General features: G+C 69.8%; 29 protein-coding genes. 10 read left to right on the top strand and 19 right to left on the bottom strand.

The genetic code is table 11. From position 1 onward, the window contains the following. The gene (locus tag ABFX45_RS28180) at positions 1–1,698 is read right to left on the bottom strand and encodes a thiamine pyrophosphate-binding protein (RefSeq protein ID WP_109636330.1); all 1,698 of its coding nucleotides are present in this window, start codon (positions 1,696–1,698) and stop codon (positions 1–3) included. Between the two features lie 124 nt (positions 1,699–1,822). Between ABFX45_RS28180 and sucC the strand changes: the two genes are divergently transcribed. Together sucC and sucD are read left to right on the top strand one after the other, a co-directional pair. Beyond that, entirely contained in the window at positions 1,823–2,929 is a 1,107-nt protein-coding gene (gene sucC, locus ABFX45_RS28175; RefSeq protein ID WP_346133092.1) for an ADP-forming succinate--CoA ligase subunit beta, read from the top strand. After that, entirely contained in the window at positions 2,929–3,807 is an 879-nt protein-coding gene (sucD, locus tag ABFX45_RS28170) for a succinate--CoA ligase subunit alpha (RefSeq protein WP_109636328.1), read from the top strand. Before sucC ends, sucD begins: the two co-directional genes overlap by 1 nt. Here sucD and ABFX45_RS28165 read toward each other — a convergent pair. Next, positions 3,746–4,102 carry a serine hydrolase domain-containing protein gene (locus ABFX45_RS28165; protein ID WP_211337285.1) on the bottom strand — a complete coding sequence of 119 codons (357 nt, stop codon included), beginning with the start codon at positions 4,100–4,102 and terminating at the stop codon, positions 3,746–3,748. The two genes, sucD and ABFX45_RS28165, sit on opposite strands and share 62 nt — an antisense overlap. A 116-nt stretch (positions 4,103–4,218) precedes the next feature. Here ABFX45_RS28165 and ABFX45_RS28160 point away from each other — a divergent pair, with 116 nt between their 5' ends. Continuing rightward, positions 4,219–4,818, top strand: a complete 600-nt coding sequence (locus tag ABFX45_RS28160) for a DedA family protein (protein WP_346133089.1) — start codon at positions 4,219–4,221, stop codon at positions 4,816–4,818. Here ABFX45_RS28160 and ABFX45_RS28155 read toward each other — a convergent pair. Then, positions 4,781–5,503, bottom strand: coding sequence for an SDR family NAD(P)-dependent oxidoreductase (locus ABFX45_RS28155; protein ID WP_346133088.1), 723 nt, complete (start codon positions 5,501–5,503; stop codon positions 4,781–4,783). The genes ABFX45_RS28160 and ABFX45_RS28155 overlap by 38 nt on opposite strands. Positions 5,504–5,612: 109 nt before the next feature. Between ABFX45_RS28155 and ABFX45_RS28150 the strand changes: the two genes are divergently transcribed. Next, positions 5,613–6,455 carry an alpha/beta fold hydrolase gene (locus tag ABFX45_RS28150; RefSeq protein ID WP_109636324.1) on the top strand — a complete coding sequence of 281 codons (843 nt, stop codon included), beginning with the start codon at positions 5,613–5,615 and terminating at the stop codon, positions 6,453–6,455. Here the strand turns inward: ABFX45_RS28150 and ABFX45_RS28145 are convergent. Beyond that, positions 6,430–7,536 carry a macrolide family glycosyltransferase gene (locus ABFX45_RS28145; RefSeq protein WP_346133087.1) on the bottom strand — a complete coding sequence of 369 codons (1,107 nt, stop codon included), beginning with the start codon at positions 7,534–7,536 and terminating at the stop codon, positions 6,430–6,432. The genes ABFX45_RS28150 and ABFX45_RS28145 overlap by 26 nt on opposite strands. A gap of 83 nt (positions 7,537–7,619) precedes the next feature. On the opposite strand from ABFX45_RS28145, the gene ABFX45_RS28140 reads away from it, so the two are divergent. Continuing rightward, positions 7,620–8,468: an alpha/beta fold hydrolase gene (locus ABFX45_RS28140; protein WP_109636323.1), complete on the top strand. Its 849-nt coding sequence runs from the start codon at positions 7,620–7,622 to the stop codon at positions 8,466–8,468. Here ABFX45_RS28140 and ABFX45_RS28135 read toward each other — a convergent pair. The 6 genes from ABFX45_RS28135 to ABFX45_RS28110 all read right to left on the bottom strand — a co-directional run bounded on the left by ABFX45_RS28135 (position 8,465) and on the right by ABFX45_RS28110 (position 13,876). Beyond that, positions 8,465–9,376 carry a Gfo/Idh/MocA family protein gene (locus ABFX45_RS28135; RefSeq protein WP_109636322.1) on the bottom strand — a complete coding sequence of 304 codons (912 nt, stop codon included), beginning with the start codon at positions 9,374–9,376 and terminating at the stop codon, positions 8,465–8,467. The two genes, ABFX45_RS28140 and ABFX45_RS28135, sit on opposite strands and share 4 nt — an antisense overlap. 4 nt (positions 9,377–9,380) lie before the next feature. Then, positions 9,381–10,448: an ABC transporter permease gene (locus ABFX45_RS28130; RefSeq protein WP_109636321.1), complete on the bottom strand. Its 1,068-nt coding sequence runs from the start codon at positions 10,446–10,448 to the stop codon at positions 9,381–9,383. A gap of 1 nt (position 10,449) precedes the next feature. Further along, on the bottom strand, positions 10,450–11,319 hold the full coding sequence (locus ABFX45_RS28125) for an ABC transporter ATP-binding protein (protein WP_109636320.1): 870 nt from the start codon (positions 11,317–11,319) through the stop codon (positions 10,450–10,452). A 76-nt stretch (positions 11,320–11,395) separates the two neighbouring features. After that, a complete protein-coding gene (fdhD, locus tag ABFX45_RS28120; protein ID WP_233439471.1) occupies positions 11,396–12,196 on the bottom strand; it encodes a formate dehydrogenase accessory sulfurtransferase FdhD in 801 nt (266 codons plus the stop codon). Next, positions 12,090–12,632 carry a hypothetical protein gene (locus ABFX45_RS28115; protein ID WP_233439470.1) on the bottom strand — a complete coding sequence of 181 codons (543 nt, stop codon included), beginning with the start codon at positions 12,630–12,632 and terminating at the stop codon, positions 12,090–12,092. The genes fdhD and ABFX45_RS28115 overlap by 107 nt, the downstream gene beginning before the upstream one ends. Further along, a complete protein-coding gene (locus ABFX45_RS28110; protein WP_346133082.1) occupies positions 12,629–13,876 on the bottom strand; it encodes an MFS transporter in 1,248 nt (415 codons plus the stop codon). The genes ABFX45_RS28115 and ABFX45_RS28110 overlap by 4 nt, the downstream gene beginning before the upstream one ends. 62 nt (positions 13,877–13,938) lie before the next feature. Between ABFX45_RS28110 and ABFX45_RS28105 the strand changes: the two genes are divergently transcribed. Together ABFX45_RS28105 and ABFX45_RS28100 are read left to right on the top strand one after the other, a co-directional pair. After that, positions 13,939–14,241: a hypothetical protein gene (locus ABFX45_RS28105; RefSeq protein WP_346133080.1), complete on the top strand. Its 303-nt coding sequence runs from the start codon at positions 13,939–13,941 to the stop codon at positions 14,239–14,241. Beyond that, positions 14,142–15,152 (top strand): molybdopterin-binding protein, encoded by a 1,011-nt coding sequence (locus tag ABFX45_RS28100; protein ID WP_346133078.1) that lies wholly within the window; start codon positions 14,142–14,144, stop codon positions 15,150–15,152. The genes ABFX45_RS28105 and ABFX45_RS28100 overlap by 100 nt, the downstream gene beginning before the upstream one ends. Here ABFX45_RS28100 and ABFX45_RS28095 read toward each other — a convergent pair whose 3' ends face one another. From ABFX45_RS28095 to pcaH, 8 genes are read right to left on the bottom strand one after another with little or no spacing between them, the layout of a single operon-like run. Further along, positions 15,153–16,349 (bottom strand): hypothetical protein, encoded by a 1,197-nt coding sequence (locus ABFX45_RS28095; protein ID WP_346133076.1) that lies wholly within the window; start codon positions 16,347–16,349, stop codon positions 15,153–15,155. 45 nt (positions 16,350–16,394) lie between these two features. Continuing rightward, positions 16,395–17,567: a 4-hydroxybenzoate 3-monooxygenase gene (locus ABFX45_RS28090; protein WP_346133074.1), complete on the bottom strand. Its 1,173-nt coding sequence runs from the start codon at positions 17,565–17,567 to the stop codon at positions 16,395–16,397. Then, entirely contained in the window at positions 17,564–18,118 is a 555-nt protein-coding gene (locus ABFX45_RS28085; protein WP_346133072.1) for a CoA-transferase, read from the bottom strand. The genes ABFX45_RS28090 and ABFX45_RS28085 overlap by 4 nt, the downstream gene beginning before the upstream one ends. Further along, on the bottom strand, positions 18,115–18,456 hold the full coding sequence (locus tag ABFX45_RS28080) for a carboxymuconolactone decarboxylase family protein (RefSeq protein ID WP_109636492.1): 342 nt from the start codon (positions 18,454–18,456) through the stop codon (positions 18,115–18,117). Before ABFX45_RS28080 ends, ABFX45_RS28085 begins: the two co-directional genes overlap by 4 nt. After that, on the bottom strand, positions 18,453–19,208 hold the full coding sequence (locus ABFX45_RS28075) for an alpha/beta fold hydrolase (RefSeq protein ID WP_346133070.1): 756 nt from the start codon (positions 19,206–19,208) through the stop codon (positions 18,453–18,455). Before ABFX45_RS28075 ends, ABFX45_RS28080 begins: the two co-directional genes overlap by 4 nt. Continuing rightward, on the bottom strand, positions 19,198–20,385 hold the full coding sequence (locus tag ABFX45_RS28070) for a lyase family protein (RefSeq protein ID WP_346133068.1): 1,188 nt from the start codon (positions 20,383–20,385) through the stop codon (positions 19,198–19,200). Before ABFX45_RS28070 ends, ABFX45_RS28075 begins: the two co-directional genes overlap by 11 nt. A gap of 2 nt (positions 20,386–20,387) precedes the next feature. Continuing rightward, positions 20,388–20,882, bottom strand: a complete 495-nt coding sequence (gene pcaG, locus ABFX45_RS28065) for a protocatechuate 3,4-dioxygenase subunit alpha (protein WP_109636314.1) — start codon at positions 20,880–20,882, stop codon at positions 20,388–20,390. Further along, positions 20,875–21,612 (bottom strand): protocatechuate 3,4-dioxygenase subunit beta, encoded by a 738-nt coding sequence (pcaH, locus tag ABFX45_RS28060; protein WP_233441925.1) that lies wholly within the window; start codon positions 21,610–21,612, stop codon positions 20,875–20,877. Before pcaH ends, pcaG begins: the two co-directional genes overlap by 8 nt. A gap of 108 nt (positions 21,613–21,720) precedes the next feature. Here pcaH and ABFX45_RS28055 point away from each other — a divergent pair, with 108 nt between their 5' ends. Then, entirely contained in the window at positions 21,721–22,293 is a 573-nt protein-coding gene (locus tag ABFX45_RS28055; protein WP_346133065.1) for a TetR/AcrR family transcriptional regulator, read from the top strand. An 85-nt stretch (positions 22,294–22,378) separates the two neighbouring features. After that, positions 22,379–23,191: an alpha/beta fold hydrolase gene (locus tag ABFX45_RS28050; RefSeq protein ID WP_346133063.1), complete on the top strand. Its 813-nt coding sequence runs from the start codon at positions 22,379–22,381 to the stop codon at positions 23,189–23,191. On the opposite strand, the gene ABFX45_RS28045 is transcribed toward ABFX45_RS28050, so the two are convergent. Beyond that, positions 23,192–24,028: a cellulose binding domain-containing protein gene (locus ABFX45_RS28045; protein ID WP_346133061.1), complete on the bottom strand. Its 837-nt coding sequence runs from the start codon at positions 24,026–24,028 to the stop codon at positions 23,192–23,194. Positions 24,029–24,209: 181 nt separating this feature from the next. Between ABFX45_RS28045 and ABFX45_RS28040 the strand changes: the two genes are divergently transcribed. Continuing rightward, positions 24,210–24,656, top strand: coding sequence for a ribonuclease domain-containing protein (locus ABFX45_RS28040; protein WP_109636490.1), 447 nt, complete (start codon positions 24,210–24,212; stop codon positions 24,654–24,656). The last annotated feature ends 40 nt before the right edge of the window (positions 24,657–24,696 follow it).

Raw genomic sequence — 24,696 nt, 5'->3', positions numbered from 1 at the left:
CTACTTGTACATCGTCTGGTTCATGGTTCCTGGCGCGTACACGTCGGGGTCGATCCACACGTTGATCAGCGAGGGCTTGCCGGACTCGCGGGCGCGCTGCAACGCGGGGCCGATGTCCTTGGGATCGCGCACTTCCTCGCCGTAGCCGCCGAGCATCTTGGCGAACTGGTCGTACTTGACGTCGCCGAGCGTGTTGCCGACGCGCTCGCGTTCCAGGCCGTACTTGGCGGCCTGGCCGTAGCGGATCTGGTTCATGGAGGAGTTGTTGCCGACGATGCCGACGAACGGCAGGTTGTAGCGGACGAGCGTCTCGAAGTCCCAGCCGGTGAGGCTGAACGCTCCGTCACCGAAGAGAGCCACGACCTCCTTGTCCGGCCGCGCGAGCTTCGCGGCGAGCACGAACGGCACACCGACGCCGAGCGTCCCGAGTGGACCGGGATCCATCCAGTGGCCCGGCGACTTGGGCTGCACCACCTGGCCGGAGAACGTGACGACGTCGCCGCCGTCGCCGATGTAGATGGAGTCCTCGGTGAGGAAGTCGTTGATCTCGCTCACCAGCCGGTACGGGTGGATCGGCATGTCATCGGAGCGCAGGTGCTCCAGGCGCTTCTGCCGGGCCTTCTCCTCGACCGCCTGCAGCTCCTCCAGCCACACCTTGCGGCCCATCGCGCCGTTGTCCTCCCGGCCGGAGGCGGCCTGCGCGACGCTGGACAGCACCAGGTCCGCGTCACCGACGATGCCGAGGTCGATGTCGCGGTTCTTGCCGACGGTGCGGTAGTCGAGATCAATCTGCACGACCGTCGCGTTCGCGGAAAGCCTGCGGCCGTAGCCCATCCGGAAGTCGAACGGGGTACCGACGATGACGATCACGTCGGCGTTGTCGAAGGCGTAGCGGCGCGACAGCTGGAAGTGGTGCGGGTCGCCGGGCGGCAGGGTGCCGCGGCCCGCGCCGTTCATGTAGGCGGGGATGTTCAACGTCCGCACGAGCTCGATCGCGGAGTCCGTGGCGCGCGTCGTCCACACCTGGCTGCCCAGCAGGATCGCCGGCTTCTTGGCGTGCACCAACAGGTCTGCGAGCTTCTCGATGTCCCTCGGGTCGCCGGCGCTGCGCGTGGACGCGCGGTAGTGACCGGCCTGCGGGATGCGGGCCGTGCTGAGCGGGACCTTGGCGTCCAGGACGTCGCGCGGGATCTCCAGGAACGACGGGCCGGGCGCGCCGGCGTTCGCCTCGCGGAACGCCATCGACACCATGTCGGCGATGCGCGCGGTGTGCGGGACGTTCGCGGCGAACTTGGTGATCGGCGTCATCATGTCGACGTGCGGGAGGTCCTGCAGTGAGCCCATCTTGTGCTGGCTCAACGCACCCTGGCCGCCGATCAGCAGCATCGGGCTCTCCGCGCGGAAGGCGTTGGCGACGCCCGTGACGGCGTCGGTGGTGCCGGGTCCCGCGGTCACGACCGCGCAACCGGGCTTGCCGGTGATGCGTGCGTAGCCGTCCGCGGCGTGCGCGGCTACTTGTTCGTGTCGTACGTCGACGACGGCGATGCCCTCGTCCACGCAGCCGTCGTAGATGTCGATGATGTGTCCACCGCACAGCGTGAAGATGGTGTCGACGCCCTCGGCCTTGAGCGCTTTGGCGACCAGATGGCCGCCAGAGATCGACCCAGAATCCGACCCAGCCTCCGCGGAACTCGTCATCGGCGATCAGCTCCCCTAGCGCTCGACTGTAGATTGCATACCGTATGAGGTAGGCATATCGTTACTCCGCTACCAACCGGATGTCCATAGATGGCCCTAAGTTTTCGGCGAGAGGACGTAGACGGTGGATCTTTTCGAACACGAGGCCCGGGACCTCTTCGAGCGGTACGGGGTCCCCGTTCCGCGCGGTTTCGTGGCGGACACTCCTGAATCCGCGCGCGAGGCGGCCGTGAAACTGGGCGGCACCGTCGTCGTGAAGGCTCAGGTGAAGACCGGCGGGCGCGGCAAGGCCGGTGGCATCAAACTGGCTGCATCGCCCGACGACGCGGCTGCTGCCGCCACCGCCATCCTGGGGATGGACATCAAGGGTCACACCGTGCACAAGGTGCTGGTGACCGAGGCGAGCGAGATCGCCGAGGAGTTCTACCTGTCGTTTCTTCTCGATCGTGCCAACAGGACGTTCATCGGCATGGCGTCGGCCACCGGGGGCATGGAGATCGAGGAGATGGCCGACTCCATCACTCGAATGCCAGCTTCGTCCTTCGACGCAGCTGCGGTGTTTCCAGCTTCGATTGCCGGCGAAGTGAACGCCGTCGCTTCCGCTTTGTGGAAGGCCTTCGTTTCCGAGGACGCCACTCTCGTCGAGGTGAACCCGTTGGCGCTCACGAAATCCGGCAGGATCGTCGCACTGGACGGCAAGGTGACGCTCGACGACAACGCCTCCTTCAGGCATTCCCGCACCGATTCAGGCGCGGAGGGTGACCCGCTGGAGGTCCGTGCGGCCGAGAAGGGCCTCAACTACGTCAAGCTCGACGGCACGGTCGGCGTCATCGGCAACGGCGCCGGCCTCGTGATGTCCACATTGGACGTCGTAGCGCTGGCCGGTGCCGCGCCCGCGAACTTCCTCGACATCGGCGGCGGCGCCTCGGCCCAGGTCATGGCCGACGGCCTCGACGTCATCCTCTCCGACCCGTCGGTGCGCAGCGTGTTCGTGAACGTGTTCGGCGGCATCACCGCGTGCGACGCGGTGGCCAACGGAATCGTGCAAGCACTCGGCCTGCTCGGCGACCGCGCCGACAAACCGCTGGTGGTGCGGCTCGACGGCAACAACGCCGAGGCCGGCCACCGCATCCTCGACGAAGCCCGGCACCCGCTGATCACCGTGGCGCACACGATGGACGACGCTGCGGGCCGTGCCGCCGCGCTCGCCGGCGCCGGTAAGGAGTCCTGATGGCGATCTTCCTCGACGAGAGCAGCCGCGTGGTCGTGCAGGGCATGACCGGGTCGGAGGGCTCCAAGCACACCCGCCGCATGCTGGCGGCCGGCACCCGGGTCGTCGGCGGTGTCAACGCGCGCAAGGCCGGCACGTCCGTGGACTTCGACGAGGTGACGCTGCCGGTGTTCGGCACGGTCGCCGAGGCGATGGCGGAAACCGGCGCGAACGTGTCGGTGCTCTTCGTCCCGCCCGCGTTCACCAAGGACGCGGTCATCGAGGCGGTCGACGCCGGGATCGGGCTCGCCGTGGTGATCACCGAGGGCGTCCCGGTCCACGACACGGCCCAGTTCTGGGCGCACGCGCAGGGCAAGTCGACGCGGATCATCGGGCCGAACTGTCCCGGCATCATCAGCCCCGGCAAGTCGAACGCGGGCATCATCCCCGCCGACATCACGAAGCCGGGCTCGATCGGGCTGGTGTCGAAGTCGGGAACCCTGACCTACCAGCTGATGCACGAGCTCAAGGACTTCGGCTTCACCACGTGCGTCGGCATCGGCGGCGACCCGATCGTCGGCACCACGCACATCGACGCGATCGCGGCGTTCGAGGCCGACCCCGAGACCGAGCTCATCGTGGTGATCGGCGAGATCGGTGGCGACGCGGAGGAACGAGCCGCGGAGTTCGTGCGGGACAACGTGTCCAAGCCGGTGGTGGGCTACGTCGCCGGCTTCACCGCGCCCGAGGGCAAGACGATGGGCCACGCGGGCGCCATCGTCTCGGGGTCCTCGGGCACGGCGGAAGCCAAGAAGCAGGCCATGGAGGCGGTCGGGATCAAGGTCGGCAGGACGCCGTCGGAGACCGCCGCGCTGGCCAGGGCGATCCTGACCAGTTAGAACAAAGGGCCTTGTCCGCCACGTCGAACGAGGAGGGCTTCGAGTCCATCCGGTTCGTGTTGGTCACGACCGACGCGAACCGGCCGTCCTCGGTGACCAGCGTGAACGAGTGGTGGCCCGTGGGCAGGGCACCGTTGTGCCCCCACGCCACGCCGCCGCACGCCAGCGGCAGCTTGACCAGCGCGAGCCCGCAGGCGTCGGCCGGGCCCCACGTCCGCTTCATCTCGGCCAGCGCGGCGGGTGAGACGACCTGCCCGCCCAGCAGTGCCCGGTAGAACCGCTGCAGATCGTCCACCGACGCAGCAGCACGCCGAACTGGCTGGTCACGACGCCCCCTCGTCCCGGTGATCCACACCTTCGAGACGCACGCGTTCACTGCACGGATCCCGCCGCGAGAGGAAGATCGGCGATGTGCTGACCCAGTGGCTCCACACCGTTCCACCGCTGCTGGTCTACATCGTCGTAGGCCTGGTCGTCGGTCTCGAAAGCGTCGGGATCCCGTTGCCGGGCGAGATCGTCCTCGTCACCGCCGCGCTCATGGCCTCGCACCACGACGGCATCTCACCGATCGTCGTCGGCGCGGTGGCCTCGGCGGGCGCGATCGCCGGCGACAGCGCCGGGTACGCGCTGGGCAAGCGGTTCGGGCCTCGCGTGTTCGGGTGGGCGGGCGAGAAGTTTCCCCGGCACTTCAGCGAGGACAGGGTCGGCCGCGCCCAGGCGCTGTTCGAACGGTACGGCGCCTGGGCGGTCTTCTTCGGCCGGTTCGTGGCGTTGCTGCGGATCCTGTCCGGTCCGCTCGCCGCCACGATGGGCATGCACTACGGGAAGTTCCTGCTGGCCAACGCTGCTGGCGGCATCGCGTGGGCCGGTGGCACGACGGCGGTGGTCTACTTCGCGGGCGAGGCGGCCGAGCACTACCTCGCCGAGTTCTCCTGGGTCGCGCTGCTCGTCGTGCTGCTCGCGGTGATCGGGTTCAGCGTCCGAGCCCGGCTCCGCCGTTCACCCCGATGACCTGCGCGGTGATGTGCCCGGCCTCGGGCGAGGTCAGGAACGTCACCGCGGCGGCGACGTCGGCCGGGGTGCCCGCGCGCCCGTTGGCCGGGTTGCCGACGAGCTTCTTGCGCCGTTCCTCGCTGAGGGTTCCGCCGAAGAACTCGGTGTCCTCGGTGACGCCAGGCGAGACCACGTTGACCGTGATCCCCCGCCCGCCCAGCGCGAACGCGAGATCTGCCGTCCACGCCTCCACCGCCGCCTTCGCCGCGCCGTAGGCACCCGAGCCGCGCCGGCCCGCGATCGACCCGAGCGTCACAACCCTGGCGTTGTCGGCGAGTCGCGGTTCCAGCGCGGTCGTCACCAGCACGGCGCTGATCACGTTGGACTCGTAGTTGGCGAACCACAGGTTCTTCACGTCCGCCAGGTTCTCCGGCGCGGGCAGGCGCCGGGTCATGTTGCCTCCCGCGTTGTTCACCAGCACGTCCACTGAGGACGGCAGGTCGCTGAGCGCCGCCTGGACGGCGTCCGGGTCGGACGCGTCGAACACCACCACCGCCCGCGCGCCGATCTCCTCGGCCGCCGCCTTCAGGACGTCCTCCCGCCTGCCCGTGATCACCACGTCCAGGCCCTGCTCCACGAGCCGGGCCGCCACCGCCCTGCCGATGCCCGTGCCGCCGCCGGTCACCACTGCTGTTCGTGTCATGCGATCTTTGATAACAGTCGAAGACATGCAGGTCGATCGGCCTGTCAGCCCATCGGGGTTCACGTGTGTGACTAGGCTGCTCAGGTCAGCACAACTGGGGAGTTTTTCAATGACAACTCACGTTCTGGAAACCGACGGCGCGGCCATCACGTACGACGTGCACGGCGAGGGCGGCCGCCCGTTGATGATGATCGGCCAGCCCATGGACGCGAGCGGTTTCACCGCGCTGCGCGCCCAGTTCCCCGACCGCACGGTGATCACCTACGACCCCCGCGGACTCGGCCGCAGCACGAGGTCGGACGGCCGCACCGACAACAACCCGGAGACGCAGGCCGCCGACGTGCACGCGGTGATCCAGGCGGTCGGCGGGCCGGTCGACATGTTCGCGTCCAGCGGTGGCGCGGTCACGGCGCTCGAACTCGTGGCGACCTACCCGGACGACGTGGTCACGCTGGTCGCGCACGAGCCGCCGATCATCGACGTGCTGCCCGACGCGGAGGCCGCCCGACGTGCCCGCGACGGGTTCATCGACGCCTACTTCGCCGGCGGAACCGGTGCGGGCATGGCGCAGTTCATGGTGATGTCGTCGTGGCAGGGCGAGTACACCGACGAGTACTTCGCCCTGCCACCGGCCGACCCGGCGCAGTTCGGCATGCCGGCCGAGGACGACGGCACCCGCGACAACCCGTTGCTGTCGCGGGACTCGCTCGCGATCACCGACTACCAGGTGAAGGTGGACGCGCTCGCGGCCGCGCCGACCCGCATCGTGATCGCCGTGGGCGAGGAGACGGGCAACGCGTTCACCGCGCGCACGGCCGTGCACACCGCGAAGCTGCTCGGCCAGGAGGTCGTCGTCTTCCCCAGCCACCACGGCGGGTTCATGGGCGGTGAGTTCGGCTACGCGGGCAAGCCCGAGGAGTTCGGCGTCAAGCTGCGCGAAGTGCTCGGCTGAGGATCACGTCGGCGGCCCTTCCGGCGCCACCGCCGTTCGCGATGGCGGCACGCATCCGGTCGAGGTTCTGCCGGATCGTGCCGCTCTTCGCGACCCGCTCGACCGCCGCGCGCAGGCCGGCGTGGTCGTCGACGCGTTCGCCGAGCCCGAGTTCTGCCACGCGATCGGCGTTCAGGACCTGTTCCGGCGTCTGCGGAACGACGACGAGCGGCACACCCTGGTGCAGAGCCTCCATGGTGGAGTTCATGCCGCCGTGGCTGATGAACACGTCGGCGTGCTTGAGCACCGCGGGCTGCGGGAACCACGGCCGCACATCGATGTTCTCCGGCACCGCGCCAACATCGCGCGCGGTCATCGCGACCTGCCAGGTGCCGTCGCCGAACTGGTCGACGCACGCCGCGTAGAAGCCGGCGTCGCTCATCACGGAACCGAGCGAGATGTACAGCAGCGGCAGATCCGTGCGGCGCGGTGACCACTCCTCGTCCAGGCGGCTGCCGAGCACCGGGCCGACGAAGTGGAACGACTCGTCGAACGTCTCCCCGAACGGCTGGAACTCGCGCGGCAGGAACACCACGCTGCACGCCTCCGGTGCCTCCACCGTGCTCCACGGGTCGAGCTCGACGCCGTGTTCGGCCGCGAACCGCGCGGTGTCCTCGGTGAGGTACCGGTCCAGGTCGACGTCCATCACCTTGTAGTGCTCGTTGGACGCGGTGTGCGGCATGGTGCGCACCGCCGGGATGCCGAGCTTGCGCGCCACCAGCCGCGCCGGCCAGTTCGTCGCGTCGTAGCAGATCAGGTCGGGACGCGTGGTCCGGCAGCGGTCGAGCAGCACCGGGTAGGTGGCGCTCATCGCCCTGAAGTAGTGCGGAAACCACTCGTCGATCGGGTTGGCGGTGACCGGGCGGAAGTCGGGCAGCGCGGGCAGCTCCACCCAGCGCGCACCGGCTCCCGTCACGGCTTCCGCGTGTTCGGCGCCGGTCGCGTAGTCGACCTCGGCACCGCGTTTCACGAGCTCCTCGACCACCGCGAGGGTCGGTGTGACGTGGCCATGTCCAGCGAGTGTGACGAACAGGATCCCCATCTCCCCGATCCTGCCGAACACGGTCAAACGCATTTTCGGGCTCGAGTAACGTGGGATGGAGTTGATCAAGTACAGGGGGCGTCGTGGCAGAACGTGTCGTCGAGACGGGGCAGGTCCGGCTGTGGAGCGAGGACCTCGGTGATCCGGCGGCTCCGCCGATCTTCCTGATCATGGGCGCCAACGCGTCCGCGATGGGATGGCCGGACGAGTTCGTCGAGCTGCTGGTCGGCGGCGGGTATCGGGTGATCAGGTACGACCACCGCGACACCGGCAAGTCGACGACGGTGCCGGACGCCACCTACGACTTCACCGACCTCACCCAGGACGCGCTGGCGGTGCTGGACGCCCACGGCGTCGACAAGGCTCATGTCGTCGGCGTGTCGATGGGCGGTCTCATCGGCCAGCTGCTGGCCGTGGACCACCCCGGGCGTCTTCGGTCCCTCACGCTCGCCCTCACCGGTGCCCTCGACATGGGGACCACGGACGAGACGCAGCCGGACAACGGCGAGCGCATCAGCAGGATGATCGCGCTCGCCGAGCCGGGAGCCGACGTGGAGTCCGAGCTGGAACGCCGGGTGGCGCTCTGGCGGGAGCTGCACGGGGACAAGCTGCCGTTCGACGCGGCGGAGTACCGGCGGCTGGAGGAACGCGCGATCGCGCACGCGGGCACGTTCCTCCCGGCCACCGGACACGTGCGGCTCGGAGCCACGCCGCTGCCGCGTGGCGCGGAGGACCTGCGCAAGGCCGAGACCCCGACGCTGGTGCTCCAGGCGAGCGAGGATCCGTTCTACCCGCTCGGTTTCGGCCGTCACCTGGCAGGTCTGCTGCCGGACGCACGGCTGCTGGAGCTCGACGGCATGGGACACAGCATCCCGGCCACGATGCATTCCGTGCTGGCGGACGCGATTCTCGAGCACATCCGCCTGCGCTAGCGCAGGAAGGCCTCGATCACCTCGGCCACGCGCAGGCCGCTGTCGAAGTTCGCCAGGTCGCGCGGGTGTTCACCCCGCACGGCCTGCGCGAACAGCGTGAGCCGCGAGTAGTCGGAACCGGTCTGCGTCAGCGGCACCGGCTCCCACGCGCCGCCGTCCGAAGTGGACAGGTCTGCCCACTGGTCGAGGCGCAGCGAGCGTTCGGTGCCCCACACGGTCCACTCGTAGATCTCCGGCCCGGCCAGTCCGGAGAACGCGGACACGTGCACCGGCACGCCGCTGCCCCGCAGCAGGCCGCGTGCCGCGACCTCGGCGGCGCCGGTTTCGGGGAAGTCCGCCGACACCGACTCGACGGTGAGGGGGCCGAGCAGCCGGTCGGTGAGGTAGATGAAGTGCGACAGCACCTCGCGGACGAATCCGCCCTGCTCGTCTCGCGCGAGCCATGCCGCTTCCGCCTGGAACGCACGTGGCCAGCGCGGGAACTGCAGCCTGATCTCGACGCCCCGCAGTGCGCCGAGCTCCAGCAGCTGGCGTTCGATCTCCAGTGTGGCGACCATGTCCGACAGTGCGAAGTTCACGGCGTTCGCCCGTCCCCTGGCGGCGTCGGCCATCGCCCGCGCCTCGTCGAGGTCGACCGCGAGCGGTTTCTCGCAGAACACCGCCTTGCCCGCGGCGAACGCCTTGGTCGCGAGTCCGGCGTGCAGCGCGGGCGGGGTGGCGATGTACACCGCGTCCACTTCGGACAGCACGTCGTCGAGCGAGGTGACGACGGGGACGCCGAGGGTGCGGGGTGCGATGTCGACGCCCGCGACCACGGTGTAGTCGGGGTGTGCCCGCGCCGCCGTCAGCATCCGGGTGCCCATGGCGCCCAGGCCGACGACGGCGAGGCGAATCGGATCGGCGGTCATGTGCCTATTCTGCAGGGGCCCAGGCTCGCGACAGCTTGACCCGCGCGCCGGTCTGCAACAGCGACCCGGTGTAGAGCCTGGACGCGACCAGCAGGATCGCCACGACGGTGGCCGCCAGGATCCCGAGCGACAGCAGTGCCTCCCACGGTTGCGCCTGCTGCGCGAACATCCGCACCGGCATCGCCACCCCCGCCGTGAACGGCACGTACGACATGACGGCGAGCACCGCCGCGTTGTCGAAGAAGAACTGGACGCCGAAGTACGGGCCCATCACCGCGAGCATCACGAGGCCCATCGTCGAACCGAGGTCCTCCTGACGGCTGACCAGCGCGCCCGCGACCGCCCACATCGACGAGATCAGCACGAACCCGAGCATCAGGAACGGCACGAACCACCCCAGCGCCGGCACCACCACGGCCAGCAGCTCGCCCAGTCCGGCGACCCGCAGCGCGATCGGTGCCGCGAGCGCCAGCACCACGACCTGGCCCAGCGTGAGGATCGTGTGCCCGAGGATCTTGCCGGCGAGCAGCGCCCGCACCGGCACCGTGGACACCAGGATCTCGACGATCCGGGTCTGCTTCTCGGTCACGGTGCTCTGCGCGATGGCCGCGCCGCCCATGCCGAACATCAGGAACACCAGCCCGAACACGAGCACGGTGACGAACCTCTGGTCGGAGTTCACCGCGGAGGCGTCCAGCAGCTCGACCGGCGGCGAGGCGACGAGCTGGCGGATCACGTCGTTCGGCGGGTCGTTCAGCGCGATGACCTTGATCCCGCTGCCGTCCGGCACGATCGCCGCCTCGACCTCGTCGGCCCTGACCAGTTCCGAAGCCGCCTGGACGTCCGCGACCTCGCGGACGTCGAGCGCCTTGCCCTGCACCACCTGAACGGCCGAGCCGACCGCCGCGACCTTCGGGTCGTCGTCGCCGAACACGGTCGGCAGCACGGTCAGCGCGAAGAGGCCGACGATCGTGGCGACGAACCCGATCCAGAACCCCTTGGTGGTGACGAAGGTCTTCATCTCGCGTTCGGCGACGAGCCAGGTCGCCTGGGAGAAGGAAGCACGAGCCATGTCAGATCACTTCCTTGAAGATCTCGTCGAGCGTGGGGACGACCGGCGTGAACGAGCGGACCTCGCCGCGCTTCACCGCTTCGGCGAGCACCCGCTGGGGTTCGGCCTCGAACACCGCACGCGGCCCGTCGAGCTCCAGGATCGTCGCCCCCGGGACGTCGCGGACCCAGCCCGCGTCCTCGGCGACGACGATCTCGTAGCGGGTGCCCGCGTGGTTCTGGCGCAGTTCCTCGCGCGATCCGTTCGCCGCGATCCGTCCCTTTGAGATGATCACGACGTCGTCGCAGAGCCGTTCCACGATCGCGAGCTGGTGGCTGGAGAACAGCACCGGCACGCCGTTCGCGGCCCGCTTGCGCAGCACGTCCAGCACGGTCTCGACGGCGATCGGGTCGAGGCCGGAGAACGGCTCGTCGAGGATCAGCACGTCCGGGTCGTGCACCAGCGCGGCGGCGATCTGCACGCGCTGCTGGTTGCCGAGCGACAGCTGCTCCAGCCGGTCGTTCGCACGTCCGGTCAGCTCCAGGTCTTCGAGGAGCTGGTCGGTGTTGCGCTCCGCGACCGTCCGGTCGACGCCGTGCAACCGCCCGAGCCAGGTGATCTGCTCGCGCACCTTCATCTTCGGGTACAGCCCGCGCTCCTCCGGCATGTAGCCGAAGTGCGGCCTGCGTTGCGGAGTGACCGGCTCCCCCTGCCAGCTCACCGTGCCCCCGTGCGCGGCGAGCACCCCCAGCACGATCCGCATCGTCGTCGTCTTGCCGGATCCGTTCGCCCCCAGGAAGCCGGTCATCCGGCCGGGCTTCACGTCGAAACTCACCTCGTCGAGGACGCGGTGGTCGCCGAAGCTCCGGCTGATCCCCCTCACAGTCAACATGGGAGGAACGGTAGGCGGCCTCGTTCAAGATCGCGTCCGCCACGGGGCATCATCCGCGCGGAGGACTCCTTACGGACTAACGGGCGCCAACCGTCACGCCGAGGCGGTGGCCTCCTGTGTAGACGTTCATCGACGTGCCGCGCAGGAACCCGACCAGCGTCAGGCCCATCTCCTCGGCGAGGTCCGCCGCGAGCGACGACGGCGCGGACACCGCGGTGAGCACCGGAATCCCGGCCATGACAGCCTTCTGCACCAGCTCGAACGACGCCCGGCCGCTGACCATCAGCACGGTGCCGGTGAGCGGCAGCCGTCCGCCGCGGGTGGCCCAGCCGACGACCTTGTCCACCGCGTTGTGCCGGCCGACGTCCTCGCGCAGGCACAGCAGGCTGCCCCGGTCGTCGAACAACCCGGCCGCGTGCAGGCCGCCGGTCCGGTCGAAGACCCGTTGCGCGGCACGGAGTTTGGTCGGGAACTCGGTGATCAGCTTCGGGTCGAGCCGGATCGGGTCGGCCGCCACCTGCCAGGTCGCGGTGGTGCGCACGGCATCCAGGCTGGCCTTGCCGCACAGGCCGCACGACGACGTGGTGTAGAAGTTGCGCTCGATCGACGGATCCGGTGGCGCGACACCTTCTGCGAGGCCGACGTCGAGCACGTTGTAGGTGTTGGTGCCGTCCGCCGTGGCACCCGCGCAGTAGCGGATCGACGCGATGTCGGACGGGTTGCGCACCACGCCCTCGCTGACCAGGAAGCCCGCGGCGAGGTCGAAGTCGTCACCGGGCGTACGCATGGTCACGGCGAGCGACCTGCCCCGCACCCGGATCTCCAGCGGTTCCTCGACCGCGAGCGTGTCCGGCCGCGCGATGGCCGCGTCGTCCACCAGCCGCACCACGCGCCGCCTGCTCGTCACCCGTCCCATCGCCTGCCTCCCTGCAGATCGCGACGCACTCGCCGAGCAGCCGCCGCAACACCTCGTCCCCGCTCATCGCCCGCACCGCCCTGACCACCACCAAGCCGCGCGGCCACCACCGCCGCGCGGTGATCCCGCTCCTGCGCACGCAATGGGCGACCAGTTCCTCCGCCGCCGGAGCCTTGTCCGTGCCGATCATCTTGACGGCGAACGGCAGCAGCTTGCGTCGTCCGTCCGTTGTGGACTGATCGTTCACGCACCGCGCCACACAGGCCAGCACCGGGTGCACGCAGGCCGGCCGGTCCGACCACACCTCGCCCGCGAGCACCGACGTCAGCTCCAACAGGCAACACCCCTCGGCGGGCGTCCGGTGCCAGCCCTTCGTCAGGACCGGTACCCGGCTCACAGCCGCGGCCTTCCCGGCTGCGAGAGGTGTCGCGTGAGCACCGCGCCCGCCAGCCCGAGCACTCCGGCTGCGACGAAGGCGAACTCGGGCCCCTGCGAGGCAAGGACGATCGCCGCGAGGAGCGCTCCGGCCGCCTTCGCCGTGTAGAGCACGCCGAAGTTCTGCGCCCCGTTCGTCTCGCCGAAGTACTCCCGCGTGACGCCGACCAGCAACGAGTAACAGCACCCCGTGCCCAGTCCCGCGAGCGTTGCTCCCACCAGCAACCCGATGACGTTGCCGGAGTACAGCAGCACGAACTGCGCCAGGCCTCCGGTCGCCAGCGTCCAGACCAGCGCCTTCCTGCGGCCGATCCGGTCGGAGATCCACCCGACGAGCACGCGCCCGGTGCCCGTGGCCGCCGCGAGGGTCGCCAGCGCGACCGCCCCGAGCACCTTGTCGCCCACGAACAACGGCAGATAGGCCAGGTCGTAGAGCGAGACCGCCGCCGCGAACGCCACACCGCCGTACAGCCACCAGAACGTGCCGCACCGCATGGCCTCGTGCGTGCGGAACTCCTTGAGCGCGAACCGGTTCGGCACCCGAGCCCGGTCCAGCGCCCACTCGCGCGGCGACACGTTCGGCGGCCACCAGTGCTCGGGCGGATCCTTCATCACCACCCCGGCCACGGCGACCACCGCGGTGATCGCGATCGCGGCCTGCGTGAGGAACCCGCCGACGTCGCCGAGCAGGAACCCGGCGGCGAGCACGAACGGCACCGACCCGTACGCGAAGGCCCCGCTGACGAAGGCGACCTTCCTGGTGACGCGCTCCGGATACCACCGCACGATCGTGCCGAGGCACGTCGCGTAGACGAGGCCCGCGCCGATCCCTCCGAGGACGGAGTACCCGACGAGCTGTCCCTGCCCGAGCGTCACGAGCCCCGCACCACACAGGACCGCGCCGATCCACATGGCCCCGGCCGCCGTCAGTCTCTTCTGCTGCCGCAACCAGGCCGCCGGAAACGCCGTGCCCGCCTGGCACAACGTCCACAGCGCCAGCGCCCAGAACAACTCCGGCACACTCCACCGGTCCTGCAGCTGAGGGATCAGCGCGCCGAACCCGTACTGCCCGATGCCGGCCGCGAGCATCGCCGCCCAGGCCGCCCACAACACCGCGCGGCGTGACCGCCCCGACACCTCGACGTCGGTCTCCCCCACCCGGTAGAGCCTGCCGACGTGATCACGTAGGTAAGTCGCGACTGGCATGCCCTTCACCCCGTCCCGAGGATTGCATACAGTATGAGGTAGGCTATACCACGGGAGTCCTGATGAACATGCCCTGGAATCTCGCCCGCCAGACGGCGCGGGAAGCGGCCAAGCCGCTGGAGGCCGTCGAGGTCGCGCTGCCGGACGCGCTCGGCCTGGCGCTCGCGTCCGGTGTGCGGGCGCTGGCGAGCCAGCCGACCTGCGACACCTCGGCGATGGACGCTACGCGGTGGCCGGACCAGGGCCGTGGATCGTGGTGGCACGGGTGGCCGCTGGTGACCCGGTGCCGGGGGTGCGGCTGCGCGCGGGCGAGGCGTTCGGGGTGGCGACGGGTGCGCCGGTGCCGGACGGGCCGGACTCGGTGATCCCGGTGGAGCTGTGCTCGGTCGAGGCCGGGGTGCTCCGGGAGGCTGCGGGCGGGGTAGCGGACCGTCGGCCCGGCGAGTCCCGCCAGGCGCCGAACCGCCCACCCGGCGACCACGGCGAGTCCCACCAGGCGCCGAACCGTCCACCTGGCAAGCACATCCGCCGCCGCGGCGAGGACTGGTCAGCGGGCGACGAGCTCGTTCCCGCCGGTTCCCTCGTCTCCCCCGCCGTCCTGGGCCTCGCGGCAGGCGCGGGCCACGACACCCTCCTGGTCCACCGCCGCCCCCGCGTCGCCGTGGTCGTGACCGGCGACGAGCTCCTCCACGCCGGCCCGCCCCGCCCCGGCCGGGTCCGCGACGCGATCGGCCCGATGCTCCCCGGCCTGCTCACCGGAGCCGACCTGTTCGGCACCACCCACCTGCGCGACGACCCGTCCGCCCTGGCCGACGCGCTGACCTTCGACCAGGCCGACGTGCTCGTCACGTGTGGCGCCACGTCCGTCGGCCCGGCTGACCACCTCCGCCGGGTGCTGGCCGACCTGGACGCCGAGGTGCTGGTCAGCGGCGTCGCCTGCCGCCCTGGCCACCCGATGCTGCTCGCCGTCCTGCCCGACGGCCGCTGTGTCGCGGGCCTGCCGGGCAACCCGTTCGCCGCACTGGCCGCGGTCCTCACCCTGCTCCGGCCGCTGCTCGACACCCTCGGCGGTCAGGCGATCCGGGCGCCGGTCACCGCCTGGCTGGGCGACGCCGGCGCACATCCTCACGACACGCGCCTGGTCCCGGTCACCAGAGCCGGCGTCCCCGTCGGGCACGACCGGCCGGGATCGCTGTGGGGTGCCGCGCTCGCCGACGCCCTCGCGGTCGTGCCGCCCGGCCACCGGGGCGGCGAGGTCGAGCTGCTGCCGTTGTGACTAGCCGAGTCCGAGCTCGGCGCGGTGCTGCCAGGCCAGCCTCAGACACGCTTCCGTGTTCGGCGAGACGTTGTGCGCGCGGCAGTAGCGGTCGACGGTGGCTTCGTTGAACGGCAGACCGTTCCTGCGATCGCCGGCGATGATGATCCCCTCCTCGTTGCGCGCCGGCACCGGAGCGAAGACCTCGTCGAACACCTCGGCGTCGATCACACACACGGTGAGCAGCTCGGTCTTCCACGGGAGTGGGTCGACACCCAATCCGAGCACTTTGACCTGCAGTTGCCCGGTCGCCCGGGCCATTTCGAGCTCCCAGTACGGCGACTCCGATGCGTAGTCGATCCACCGGCCGCCCTGCCCCTGTGCGTCCGGTACCCCGAGCATCTCCTCGGCGTACTCGCGCATGATGTTCTTCCACAGGTCAAGATCACGGGACACGGCCTCACCCGACACGTCGGACGGCGTGAACTCCCCCGCAGGTATCACCCCGATCATGGAGGCGTTGTTCACGACGTTCTTCGGATCCCTCTGGAGCAGGAAGAATCCCGCTCGCTCGCCGTCGCGCCGAATGGTCAGCGTGTCGATGCCCAGGCCCGCCACCCGCTTGCGGAAGTCGAACGGGTCACGCAGCCGACGGCGATAGGACCGCCGGCGCGACGTCTGGGCTTCGAACGCGAGCACCTCACTCGTGTCGAGGTCCGCGAAGTAGGTTGATCTGGTGAAGACCATCCGTTTCGAGTCCGCGGTTAGCTCGACGTCGACCAGTCGGTAGATCACGCCGTCGAAGAGCCTGGTCAACCCCGCGATCTCAATCAGAGCAGTGCTGTACCTGGTGATGGGCGCGATCTGGATCTTGTCCAAGACCTTGGCGGAGGCACGACGGAACTTCGCGACATCGTCGAACGACTCGTCCAGCCACTCGATCTTGACGTCGGCGAGGTCGAACGGAACGAGGCGCATCCACTCCGGCCTGGTCAGCACGGGCAGGTTCGACTGCCGCAGGTGTTCAGGACTCGCGGCCAGCATTCGGCGTGTCAACGCCCTCTGGTTGTCGCGCAACGACTGCAGTTGGTCTCGGAAGCGAGCCTTCCCTCCAGCCTGCCTGGCGGTTCGCCAGCTCGACCAAGCTGCCCATGCCGCCGGCAACGCGAGCACGCCCGCAGCGAGCGCCCCCGCTGCCAGGTAGTCCTGCAGAGTCATGTCGCCTCCCGCTCGACACCTTGTCGTCGAAGGCGACAGATCCCGTTACTTCCGCGAGGGCCAGCCGGTGTAGCCCTCCGCCAGGTACCGCGACCCCGCCTCCGACCCCACCACCGATGCCAGCTCACCGAGCTGCCGCCGCACGTCGAAGCCGGTCGCGCCGGGCAGCGCGTGCAGCATCGTCGTCATCCAGTACGAGAAGTGCTGCGCCTTCCACACGCGGTCCAGCGCGCGCGGCCCGTACTCGTCCAGCGCGTCGCTGTCGTTCTTCAGCAACGCGCGTTCGATGACCTCGGCGAGCACCCGGACGTCCTGCAGCGCCAGGTTGAGTCCCTTCGCGCCGGTGGGCGGCACGGTGTGGGCGGCGTCGCCGGCGAGCAGGAGGTTGCCGTGGCGCATGGGTTCCGCGACGAACGAGCGGAAGCGCAGCACCGTCTTCTCGGTGATCGGGCCCTCGTTCAGCGTGAAGCCGTCGGGGCCCGCCACCCGAGCCTGCAGCTCCTCCCAGATGCGGTCCGAGGACCAGGCGGCGGGATCGGTCTCCGGATCGCACTGGAAGTACATGCGCTGGTGGGTCTCGGTGCGCTGGCTGATCAACGCGAACCCGCGCGGCGAGTGCGAGTAGACCAGCTCCGGGGCGCTGCGCGGCGCCTCGGTGATGATGCCGAACCAGGCGAACGGGTACTCGCGGAAGCTGTGCGTGCGCACGGACTCCGGTACTTCGGCGCGGCAGATCGACCGCGAGCCGTCCGCCCCGACGAGCAGGTCGCAGCGGACTTCCTGGTGGACGCCGTCGCTGTCGGTGAAACGGATCGCGGGCCCGTTGATGTCGACCGACGTGTCGCTGACGCCGAACCGCACGTCGCCGCCGTCGCGGGCACGGGCGTTGGCGAGGTCGACGAACACGTCGGTCTGCGGGTACAGCCACACCGATTCGCCCACCAGCGCGCGGAAGTCGATGCGGTGGCTCTCGCCGCCGAACCGCAGATCGATGCCCTCGTGCGGATGGCCGTCGCGCAGCACGCGGTCGGACACGCCGGTGTCGACGAGCAAGCGGGCGCTGTCGGCTTCGAGGATGCCGGCGCGGACCGTGTTCTCGATCTCCACGCGGGTCCGGCAGTCGACCACCACGCTGTCGATCCCGTTGAGCGACAACAGATGTGACAGCATCAGTCCGGCCGGCCCCGCGCCGACGATGCCGACCTGGGTGCGCGTCATGACAGCTCCTTGGTGAGCGGGACGTCCAGCAACGACTGGAGATCGGTGAACTCGATGCCGTGCAGATCGCGCACGACGACACCGTTCTCGGTGATCAGGAAGGTCGCGAGGTCGGCGTACACGCGGCTGACGCACCGCAGTCCGGTGAGCGGATACGTGCACTCTTCGAGCAGTTTCGGTTTTCCGCACGTCCGATGTGGACGATCTGATTGACGTAGATGCCCTGCGTCGCAACGTGTTCGGGGTCGGTCTCCCCGAACTCCCCGACCTGCACGACGGTGGTCGTCGCGGCGGCCATGATCGGGCCGAGGTTCCCGAACCGGCCGGCCCGGTGCGCCCTCGCCGGCGCCCGCCCCGATGGCCGCACCGCCGGCCCTGATCCGTTCAGCGAGATTCCCCCGCAGCACCAGGTCGAACTCGACCGTCAGCCCTTCCGCCCCGCTGTCGAGCAACGCCTCGATCAGCTGCACCGGCTCCCCGGCGGGCCCGAAGCCACCGATCAGCACGGTCTCCCCGTCGGCGGTGCCCGCCACGGCCTCGCGCGCGTTCACGCTTCCTCCTCCAGCACCCGCCGCGCCACCGCGAACGCGTGGTTGGCCGCCGGCACCCCGCAGTAGATCGCGCTCTGCAGGATCACCTCACCGATCTCCTCCACGCTGAGCCCGTTCCGCCGCGCCGCCGCGACGTGCAGCCCGAGCTCCTCCCAATGCCCCCGCGCGATCAACGCCGTGAGCGTGATCGCACTGCGCATCCGCCGATCGAGCCCTGGCCGCGTCCAGATCTCGCCCCACGCGTAGCGCGTGATGAAGTCCTGGAAGTCCCGCGTGAACTCGTCCGGCGCGGCCCGATCGACATGCGCGTCCCCGAGCACCTCACGCCGAACCTTCATGCCGTCGTCGTACGACACCGCATCTCCTCGAGCACCCGCACCAACACCGCCGCCACTCCCGCCGGATCCTCGGCGGGCGGCAGATGCCCACACCCGGCGAGCACCACGTCAGCCGTCTCCGGCGACACCACGACGTCGTGCTCTCCCACCAGCACCCGCACCGGTGTGGTGGCCTCGCCCGCTTCGAACCGGCCCAGCGCCTCACAAGCCAGCGCGTACGACTCGTTGTCCGCATCGGCCAAGGCCCGCAGCAACGCCCCCGCGACCCGCGGCGCCCGCTCGACGAACCCCGGCGCGAACCACCGCTGCGCCGATCCCTCGACCATCACCGGCGTGCCGGCCCTGCGCACCAACGCGGCCCGCTCCCGCCACATCGCGGGCTCCCCGATCCGCGGCGCCGCCCCGATGCACACGACCGCCTCGAACGGACTCTCCGCCCGCGTCGCCAGCTCGAACCCGACAGCGCCGCCGAACGACACCCCGGCGTACACAACCGGCCGATTCCCGGCCAGCGCTTCGACGCACGTGGTCAGCTCTCCGGCGAGGTCTTCGACGGTGAACGGCGCCGTGGCAGGCGAGCCGGAGCCGTGGCCGGGCAGATCCCAGCCGATCACCTCGAACTCGCCGGGCAGCACCATCGCGCAGTCCCGCCACAGCAACGCCACCGACGTGCCCAGCGAGGGCCCGACCACCAGCAACCGCGCCGAGGCCTCCGAACCGGCCAGCCTCGTCAAGCTCAGCTCAGTCGCCATTTCTGTCAGACCCCTCTGAGACGATCGGAGTGGGGACCTCGTGCTCCCCCCGGAGGGGGCGGAATCGGGATCGATTCCGACGGAGCACCTCGTCCACGAACGACTCGGCCATCCCGAGATACGCGGCCGGATCCGTGCCGCCACCCCGCTCGGCCAGCAGATCCTCAGCCGCCCCGGCGGCCCGGCGCGCCATCACGTCGGCGTGCACCTCAAGCCCTTCGGTCAGCTCCGCGGCCTGCGACGCCGCCACCACCGCGAGCTCCATCAACCCGCGCAGCGCCGGCCACTCGGCGTGCCAGGCCCCGTCGGGCCGCTCGTCCACCGCCCGCGCCGAGCACAGGTGCAGCTGCGCCCCGAACTGCGGAGCCTGCAGAGCGGCACTGTTCACCAGCACCGACAGCACCGGATTGCGCTTGTGCGGCATGGTCGACGACCCACCCCGCCCCGCCACGGCTCCCTCACGGACCTCGCCGATCTCCGGCCGCCCCAGGGTCAGCACGTCCGCGGCCATCACGCCCAGCGCGTCGCACGTCCGCACCAGCGCGTCCCCGAGACGCGTGACCGGCGCACGATAGGTGTGCCAGGGCATCCCGGGCCACACGAGCCCCAGGTGCTCGGCGAACGCAGCAGCCGCCGCAAGCGGGTCCACCACCGACGCCGCACGTGACAACGTGCCCGCCGCACCCCCGCACTGCACGGGCAGGTTTCGCGACACCGCGTCCAACTCGTCGAGAGAGTCCAGCACTCCCACCAACCACCGCGCTGCCTTCAGCCCGAACGTGATCGGCACGGCGAACTGGGTCAGCGTGCGTCCGGCCATGACGCTCGACCGGTGCTCATCAGCCAGCCGGGCGAGCGCGGCACCGACTCGCGCCAGATCGGCCGAGACACGCGACAACACATCGCGCGCCAGCAGCATCAGCGCCGTGTCGAGCACGTCCTGACTGGTCAGTCCGGTGTGGACGGAACCGGAGACCTGGGATCGCACGGCCGACACCAGAGGCAGAACCGGGTTCCCGGCGGCCTCGACCTCGGCCGGGTCCAGCACGGGTGTCCAGGAACCCAGCGACACCGGCGTGCCGAGGACCCGTGCCCAGGCGACCTCGACGTCCAGCATCGCCCGGACCAGTGCCGTGTCATCGACCAGTCCGGCGGCGCGATAGGAGCCCGGCAGCACGATCAGGTCCGCGGGAACGTGAAGAACACCGTCTCGGACGGGCCCTGCAGGTGGATGTCGAAGCGAAGACGACCGTCCGTCTCGCGCGTGGCCACCAGGCCGTCGACGGCGTCGGTGGCGTCGGGCAGGTAGATCCGCGTGAACAAGCGGTCGAGCAGGCCGCGCGCGAACACCGTCACCGCGAAGAACGGCAGACCCGGCTCCACCGTGCTGAACCAGTAGTGCCCGGCCGCGTCCGTGCAGCAGCGGCCCCAGCCGGTGAACGCGGACCCGCGGCGTCGCAACGAGCCACCGACGGCCGGGACCACACCGGAGGCGTCGGCCTGCCGGATCTCGATCATCGCGTCGGGCACCGGGTCGCCGGCGCCGTCGTAGACGTGGCCGTGCAGGACGACGGAGCCTGCCGCGCCGAAGGGCACCAGCTCGGAGTCGCCCGGATAGGCGAGGGCGTGGTGGAAGAACGGGCCGACGGTCTGGCCGGGAGTCGCTTCAGTCATCGGACGGCTCCAGGTAGGTCGCGTGGCTTCCGGTCAGCACGATGTCCCAGCGGTAGCCGAGCAGCCACTCGTGCTCGGACCGGGAGTGGTCGTAGGAGGCGATCAGGCGCGACCGAGCGGCCGGGTCGGTGATCGACTGGGCGATCGGGTCCAGGGCCAGCAGCTGGTCGCCGGGGAAGTACATCTGCGTGATCAGCCGCTGGGTGAAGTCCGTGCCGAACAAGGAGAAGTGGATGTGGGCGGGGCGCCACGCGTTGTGGTGGTTGCGCCACGGGTAGGGGCCCGGCTTGATCGACGTGAACGAGTACCAGCCGTCGTCGTCGGTCAGGCAGCGGCCGACGCCGGTGAAGTTCGGGTCCAGCGGTGCCGGGTGCTGGTCGCCCTGGTGGGAGTAGCGGCCGGCGGCGTTGGCCTGCCAGATCTCCACCAGCTGGCGGCGCACCGGGCGGCCGTCGCCGTCGAGCACGCGGCCGTGGACGCGGATGCGTTCGCCGATGGGCTCGCCTCCGCGCTGGACGGTCAGGTCCGCCTCGACGGGTGCCACGTCGGAGTGCCCGAAGACCGGGGCGAGCAGCTCGGCGCCCTCGGGGTCGACGAGCTGGAGCTCCTTCGTCGGGTGGCGCAACAAGGTGCTGCGGTACGGCGGGAAGTCCAGCAGCGGCGCACCCGCCGGTGCGTCGGCATGGATCTTCGCGATCTCGTCGCTGATCTCGTGCTGACTGGTCGTCACGGGATCAAACGCTAAGGACGCGTGGCGGACGCCGTCGACCAAAGTCTTCCGCTGAACGGAAAGCGTGCTCGACTTGACGCGATCGAGACGACCGCCCATATTAAAGGGATGCCCAGGGCCAGCGTGCGGGACCAGATCGTCGAAGCCGCATTCGAGCAGTTCCACCGCCACGGCTACAACGCGTGCGGCGTCAAGCTGATCACCGACAGCGCGGGTGTGCCCAAGGGCTCGTTCTACAACCACTTCGAGAGCAAGGAAGCGCTCGCGCTCGTCGTGATGGACCGCTACGGGGAGACGCGGCACCTCGACAAGCTCGCTGATACGTCGGCACCAGCGCTGGTCCGGCTGCGCAGCCACTTCGAAGCGCTCGCCCAGGACATCGAGGACTTCGGCTACGAGCGCGGCTGCGTGTACGGCAACTTCAGCACCGAGGCGGCCGACCACATCCCCGCCATCCGGGAGGGCGTGGCGGCAGCCTTCGACCAGTGGGCGAAGACGATCACCGCGGCGATCCGCGAGGCCCAGGCCGACGGCTCACTGACCACCCAGCAGGACGCCGGCGCCCTCGGCCGCTTCCTGATCAACGCCTGGGAAGGCGCCATCGTCGGCGAACGGGCGGCCAAGGACGGCTCGTCGTTCGCCGCGTTCTTCACCGTCGCGTTCGAGACCGTCCTGCACTGAACCGGAAGTAAGGCTGAACCGGGAATAAATATGACCGGTCGTCTCAATCCTTGACGAGGCTAAGACGACCGGTCATATTGAGGTCATGAGTGACATCCAGCCCCGCTTCCGCACCATCGACGGTCTGTCGATCCGGTACGCCGAGAGCCCGCACCAGAAGCCCGCCGCACTCCTGCTCAGCCCGTGGCCGGAGAGCCTCTACGCCTACGACGCCACCTGGTCGCGCCTGGCCGAGCACGCGCACCTGATCGCGGTCGACCTCCCCGGCTTCGGCCACTCCGAACTGCGCGAAGACCTCCTCAGCCCCAGCGCGATGGGCGAGTTCATCGTGCGCATCGCCGACGAGTTCGGCCTGACCGAGCCCCACGTCGTGGGCCCGGACATCGGCACCAGCGCGGCCCTGTTCGCCGCGGCGAACCACCCCGGCCGGTTTCGCAGCGTCGTCATCGGCAGCGGCGGTGCCCTCGTACCGACCGACCTGGGCACCCCGCTGCACGAGTGGGTGCACGACGAGGATCTCGCGCCGTACAAGGCGATGGGCCCCAAGGACATCGTGACCATCGCCATGGACGCGATCGAGCGCTACGAGCTACCGGACGTGGTGCGCCAGGACTACCTCGCCGCCTACCAGGGCCACCGGTTCGTGGAGCAGCTGCCCTACGTCCGCGCCTACCCCACCGACCTGCGGACCCTGAACGGCCTGCTTCCCGCCATCACCACCCCGGTCCAGCTGATCAACGGCGCGCACGACCCGGTGGTCCCGGTGTCGAACGTCGAACACCTGCACAGCAAGCTGCCGAACAGCAAGCTCGACGTGGTCGACGCCGGCCACTTCGTGTGGGAGGAGAACGCGGACGAGTACGCCAGGATCGTCACCGAGTGGTGGCAGGCGAACTGATCATCCCACCGTGCAGGCAGCTCCGTTCAGCGTGAACGAGTCCGGCACGGAGTTGGCACCGCTGACAGAGGCGTTGAACCCGAGCGACACCGAACCATCAGGCACGATCAACGCGGTATAACCGGCATTCGTGACGGTGACGTCCGCGCCCGACTGAGACACCGTGGCATTCCACATCTGCGTCACCGTCTGCCCGTCGGCGTAGCGCCAGCGCAACGTCCAGCCGTTGATCAGCGCACCGCTGGCGTTGCGCACGGTCACCTCGCCCTGGAACGCACCGGGCCATTCGCTGTTGATCCGGTACACGACAACACAAGGCGGAGCAGGGGGAGCGGTCGAGGAAGGCGAAGGAGAAGGCGGCGCCTGCACGGGTGTCGAGGTTGGACACTCCTGCGCCCACAGCCCGAGTTTCGCCTGCGACGCCTGGCTTTCCGCCTCGGTGAGCGGACCGCCGTCCACTCCCGTGGTGCGCAGCATGCCGCCGCGAACGGCCAGCAACGCGAAGTCGGTGCCATCGGGCAGGACCAGCGACACCTCGCCCGGCGTGATGCTGGAAACACGAACTTCCTTGTCCAGCAACGTCTTCGTCGTGAAGTCCAGCGCCGCAGCTGCAGCGCACGATGACGGCTCGGCGAGCAACGAGATCCGGGCGCGGGTGCCGTCCGCGAGTTCCACGGTGCGGCCGTCGATGACGGCACGCACCTTTGTGGACGGCTCCGCTTCCGAAGGCGGCGAGGAGGACACTCGTGGTGCCGGCGAGGGCATGCCGCCCTGCTCGGCCGTGCAGGCTGTGACGAACAGGGCCAACAGCACCACCAAGTGCTTCCGTGCTGCCATTGGACAAATCTATCTCCGGTGGCAGCGCGTGCAATCGGCTGTTCGGAGTTGATCAACTCGGGCGTTCAGAGGCCACGTTGATCCAAAACCGCCCACTGTGCGACCGTGCAGAGGCCACAGTCGCCGTTGCGCGGTTGGTCACCAGCCGTTCACCGGCCCGTGGTGATCAATGGACAAGATCATGACATCCACGATCCCTGCCGATGGAGGTCTTGAAGTGCAAACCCTGCAACCGCACTGGGCACATCGTCTGCTCGCCGCTCTCGCCATCGTGGCGTCCGTGCTCGGCGTGACCGCTGTCGTGACGCCCGCCGCCGACGCGGCCGTCTACAGCTCCTGCACCCAGACGCGCTGTTCCGCGGCGCGCTCCGCCAACTCGACCTGGTCGTCGATGGGGTACCCGAGCGTCCGCGACTGGTACGACTGGCCGAACGGCCAGTGCAACTTCGCCGGCGGCACCTTCCAGAACCGCGAGGGCCAGCTGCCGTCCGGCCACCGCTACCAGGAGTTCGACGTCTACCCGCGCGCCTGCGGAGCCTCCCGGGACGCGTACCGGATCGTCGTCGACCGCACCAACGGCAACGTCTACTTCTCGCCGGACCACTACAAGAACTTCTACCGCCTCTGACGCCGCACCGGGCGCTGCGGCCGAGCCACGGCCGCAGCGC

It is taken from the genome of Lentzea roselyniae, assembly GCF_039537795.1.
Taxonomy (GTDB): domain Bacteria; phylum Actinomycetota; class Actinomycetes; order Mycobacteriales; family Pseudonocardiaceae; genus Lentzea; species Lentzea atacamensis.
The sequence above is the reverse complement of the archived record's forward strand: the minus strand, read 5'-3'. Positions and strand labels throughout refer to the sequence as shown.

What these genes read in the sequence shown, in the direction of transcription:
- ABFX45_RS28155 (WP_346133088.1), bottom strand. Translation starts at nt 5,503, where the DNA reads ATGACACGAACAGCAGTGGTGACCGGCGGCGGCACGGGCATCGGCAGG.
- ABFX45_RS28045 (WP_346133061.1), bottom strand. Translation starts at nt 24,028, where the DNA reads ATGGCAGCACGGAAGCACTTGGTGGTGCTGTTGGCCCTGTTCGTCACA.
- ABFX45_RS28125 (WP_109636320.1), bottom strand. Translation starts at nt 11,319, where the DNA reads ATGTTGACTGTGAGGGGGATCAGCCGGAGCTTCGGCGACCACCGCGTC.
- ABFX45_RS28110 (WP_346133082.1), bottom strand. Translation starts at nt 13,876, where the DNA reads ATGCCAGTCGCGACTTACCTACGTGATCACGTCGGCAGGCTCTACCGG.
- ABFX45_RS28130 (WP_109636321.1), bottom strand. Translation starts at nt 10,448, where the DNA reads ATGGCTCGTGCTTCCTTCTCCCAGGCGACCTGGCTCGTCGCCGAACGC.
- ABFX45_RS28145 (WP_346133087.1), bottom strand. Translation starts at nt 7,536, where the DNA reads ATGGGGATCCTGTTCGTCACACTCGCTGGACATGGCCACGTCACACCG.
- ABFX45_RS28090 (WP_346133074.1), bottom strand. Translation starts at nt 17,567, where the DNA reads ATGACGCGCACCCAGGTCGGCATCGTCGGCGCGGGGCCGGCCGGACTG.
- ABFX45_RS28095 (WP_346133076.1), bottom strand. Translation starts at nt 16,349, where the DNA reads ATGACTCTGCAGGACTACCTGGCAGCGGGGGCGCTCGCTGCGGGCGTG.
- sucD (WP_109636328.1), top strand. Translation starts at nt 2,929, where the DNA reads ATGGCGATCTTCCTCGACGAGAGCAGCCGCGTGGTCGTGCAGGGCATG.
- ABFX45_RS28135 (WP_109636322.1), bottom strand. Translation starts at nt 9,376, where the DNA reads ATGACCGCCGATCCGATTCGCCTCGCCGTCGTCGGCCTGGGCGCCATG.
- ABFX45_RS28055 (WP_346133065.1), top strand. Translation starts at nt 21,721, where the DNA reads ATGCCCAGGGCCAGCGTGCGGGACCAGATCGTCGAAGCCGCATTCGAG.
- ABFX45_RS28105 (WP_346133080.1), top strand. Translation starts at nt 13,939, where the DNA reads ATGAACATGCCCTGGAATCTCGCCCGCCAGACGGCGCGGGAAGCGGCC.
- ABFX45_RS28080 (WP_109636492.1), bottom strand. Translation starts at nt 18,456, where the DNA reads ATGAAGGTTCGGCGTGAGGTGCTCGGGGACGCGCATGTCGATCGGGCC.
- ABFX45_RS28150 (WP_109636324.1), top strand. Translation starts at nt 5,613, where the DNA reads ATGACAACTCACGTTCTGGAAACCGACGGCGCGGCCATCACGTACGAC.
- pcaG (WP_109636314.1), bottom strand. Translation starts at nt 20,882, where the DNA reads ATGACTGAAGCGACTCCCGGCCAGACCGTCGGCCCGTTCTTCCACCAC.
- ABFX45_RS28040 (WP_109636490.1), top strand. Translation starts at nt 24,210, where the DNA reads ATGACATCCACGATCCCTGCCGATGGAGGTCTTGAAGTGCAAACCCTG.
- ABFX45_RS28050 (WP_346133063.1), top strand. Translation starts at nt 22,379, where the DNA reads ATGAGTGACATCCAGCCCCGCTTCCGCACCATCGACGGTCTGTCGATC.
- ABFX45_RS28075 (WP_346133070.1), bottom strand. Translation starts at nt 19,208, where the DNA reads ATGGCGACTGAGCTGAGCTTGACGAGGCTGGCCGGTTCGGAGGCCTCG.
- ABFX45_RS28180 (WP_109636330.1), bottom strand. Translation starts at nt 1,698, where the DNA reads ATGACGAGTTCCGCGGAGGCTGGGTCGGATTCTGGGTCGATCTCTGGC.